The sequence below is a fragment of the Saccharomonospora iraqiensis subsp. iraqiensis genome (assembly GCF_000430445.1).
Lineage (GTDB): Bacteria > Actinomycetota > Actinomycetes > Mycobacteriales > Pseudonocardiaceae > Saccharomonospora > Saccharomonospora iraqiensis.
Map to the genome: position 1 here is coordinate 47,261 of NZ_KE387104.1, position 2,670 is coordinate 49,930.

3 protein-coding genes and 1 pseudogene are annotated in these 2,670 nt (G+C 73.6%); 3 read left to right on the forward strand and 1 reads right to left on the reverse strand.

Annotated elements, in window-relative coordinates; all coding sequences use genetic code 11:
* Positions 1 to 351: pseudogene (locus ACTIR_RS23620) on the reverse strand (hypothetical protein); the annotation flags it as partial.
* Positions 352 to 509: 158 nt separating this feature from the next.
* On the opposite strand from ACTIR_RS23620, the gene thyX reads away from it, so the two are divergent.
* The 3 genes from thyX to ACTIR_RS0115165 all read left to right on the forward strand — a co-directional run.
* Positions 510 to 1,262, forward strand: a complete 753-nt coding sequence (thyX, locus tag ACTIR_RS0115155) for an FAD-dependent thymidylate synthase (protein WP_007027226.1) — start codon at positions 510 to 512, stop codon at positions 1,260 to 1,262.
* A gap of 3 nt (positions 1,263 to 1,265) precedes the next feature.
* On the forward strand, positions 1,266 to 1,664 hold the full coding sequence (locus ACTIR_RS0115160; protein ID WP_026454915.1) for an ACT domain-containing protein: 399 nt from the start codon (positions 1,266 to 1,268) through the stop codon (positions 1,662 to 1,664).
* An 86-nt stretch (positions 1,665 to 1,750) separates the two neighbouring features.
* Positions 1,751 to 2,670 (forward strand): serine/threonine-protein kinase (locus ACTIR_RS0115165; protein ID WP_026454916.1); only part of this gene is annotated, 920 nt, incomplete at its 3' end.

Here is a 2,670-nt window from a genome sequence, read left to right on the forward strand (position 1 = left end):
CCCGGTGGCGCCGGACTCCGGTGTGCCGGGGGTCCCCGGCACACCCACGCCCACGGTCCCCGTGTTCCCCGGCTCGGGGCCGTCGGCGCCGTCCGCCGGGTGGGCCGGGGTCACGGTGTCCACCACGACCCGGACGTCCCGGCCGTCGAGCCGCACGTCGACGACGTGGCCGGGCAGTTCCGCCGTCACCTCCGCGGCGAGGTCGGACAGTGCGTTCATCAGCGCCAGCCGGGCGGCGGGCTCCAGCGCCGCCGACAGCACCGCCGCCGCACGCTGGAGCTGTTCGTCCCCGGCGGAGGCCGTGGTCGCGAGGTTCTCCCGGAGGGTCTCCAGGTACGGATTCAGGTCCATGACATCACGATGACACCAGTGATGGTGTCCGACAAGGGGCCATTTGCCTGCACGGTGGTGTCGGCACGGTGTCGTGGTGCGGGCGGTGTGGTGCCCGCCCGACCGGCGCGGACCCCGGGCGATACGCTGGCCGGGCGCGTAAGAGGAGGGAGTCGGACGTGGCCGAGACGGTGAAACCCCAGGTGCGGTTGATCGCGAAGACGGAGTTCGTCCCACCGGACGACGTGTCCTGGTCGACCGACGCCGACGGGGGGCAGGCACTCGCCGAGTTCGCGGGGCGGGCCTGCTACCAGTCGTGGAGCAAGCCGAACCCGAGAACGGCGACGAACGCCGGGTATCTCGACCACATCATCGAGGTCGGGCACCTGTCCGTGCTCGAGCACGCCAGCGTCACCTTCTACATCACCGGGATCTCCCGTTCGCTCACCCACGAGCTGATCCGGCACCGGCACTTCTCCTACTCGCAGCTGTCCCAGCGCTACGTCCCCGAGCGGGACGCCGCGATCGTCGAGCCGGACGTCATCGCCGACGACCCCGAGCTGCACGAGAAGTTCCTCGCCGCCGCCGACGCCGGGGTGCGGGCCTACAACGATCTGCTCGCCGCGCTGGAGGACAAGTTCGCCGACGCGCCGAGCGCCACCCTGCGCCGCAAGCAGGCCCGCCAGGCGGCGCGCTCGGTGCTGCCCAACGCCACCGAGACCCGCATCGTGGTGACCGGCAACTACCGCGCGTGGCGGCACTTCATCGCCATGCGCGCCACCGAGCACGCCGACGTGGAGATCCGCGCGCTCGCCGTCGAGTGTCTGCGGCAACTGCAGAAGGTGGCCGAGAACGCCTTCGCCGACTTCACGATCTCGACGCTGCCGGACGGCACCGAGGTGGCGTCCAGCCCCCGGGTCGCCGAGGGCTGAGGCGTGCGCAAGCTCGCCGTGGACGTGCGGCCGGGGGAGTACGTCGTCGCGCGGCTGGACCCCTCCGCACCCGTGCCCGCGCCCCTGCTCGACCCGGGGTCCGGAGCCGGGCTGGTCTCGGTGACCCGGACCGACACGGAGCTGTCCGTGGTGTGCGCGGCCGCGGCGGCGCCGGAGGGTGCCCGGGTGGAGCACGGGTGGCGCCTGCTCACCGTGCGGGGGCCGCTCTCGTTCACCCTGACCGGGATCATGGCCGCGCTGGCGGGTGAGCTGGCCGCCGCGGGGGTGACGCTGTTCGCCCTGTCCACCTACGACACCGACCACGTGCTGGTCCGGGGCGCGGACCTCGACCGCGCGCTCGCCGCGCTGCGCGACGCGGGACACGACGTCCACGACGGGTGACGGCCCGCTCACCGGTCGTCGCGGACACCGGTGGTCGCCCTCCCGCCCAGTGGTGTCGCTAGCATCGGGGCGCCGCGGACGAGGGGATGGCTGTGACCGACGAACGGACCGACGAACGGACCGGCGAGCAGGCCGACGGACGGACCGGCGGGGCCGCTGCCGGCGGGGTCGCGCGCACGATCGCGGGCCGGTACGAACTGGCGGAGGAGCTGGGCCGGGGCGGCATGGGCGTCGTCCGGCGGGGGCGGGACACCGTGATCGGCCGCTGGGTGGCGGTGAAGGAACTGCGGCTGCCCGACGGCGCCGAGGACGTCGGCGTGTTCCAGGAGCGGGTGCTCCGGGAGGTCCGGACCGGCGGGCGACTCAACGACCCCGCGGTGGTCACGGTGTTCGACGTGGTGACCGAGGTGGACACCACTTACATCGTCATGGAGCTGGTCGAGGCACCCACCCTCGCCGATCTGGTGCGGGAGCGCGGGGCGCTGCCCCCGGAGCAGGTGGCCACGATCGGGACGCAGGTCCTGTCCGCCCTGCGGGCGGCCCATTCCGAGGGCATCGTCCACCGGGACGTGAAACCGGGCAACATCATGGTCGCCGCCGACGGGCGGGTGAAGCTCACCGACTTCGGCATCGCGCAGGCCGTGGACGATCCGCGCCTGACCACCAGCGGGATGCTCGTCGGTTCCCCGGCGTTCATGGCACCGGAACGGGTCGCCGGACACGAGGCCCGGCCCGCCTCCGACCTGTGGGCGCTCGGTGCCACGCTCTACCACGCCGTGGAGGGTGTGGTGCCGTTCGAACGCCCCACCACGGCCGCCACCCTGCACGCGATCCTGAACGAGGTCCCCTCCCTCAGCCGGGCGCACGGTCCGCTCGCGTCGGCGATCATGGGACTGCTCACCGCGGCCCCGGAGGGACGGATCTCCGCCGACCGGGCCGCCGACCTGCTCACCGCGCACACCCGGCAGCCAGTGGCGGCGCCGGGCACGCCACCCGGCGGGCACGC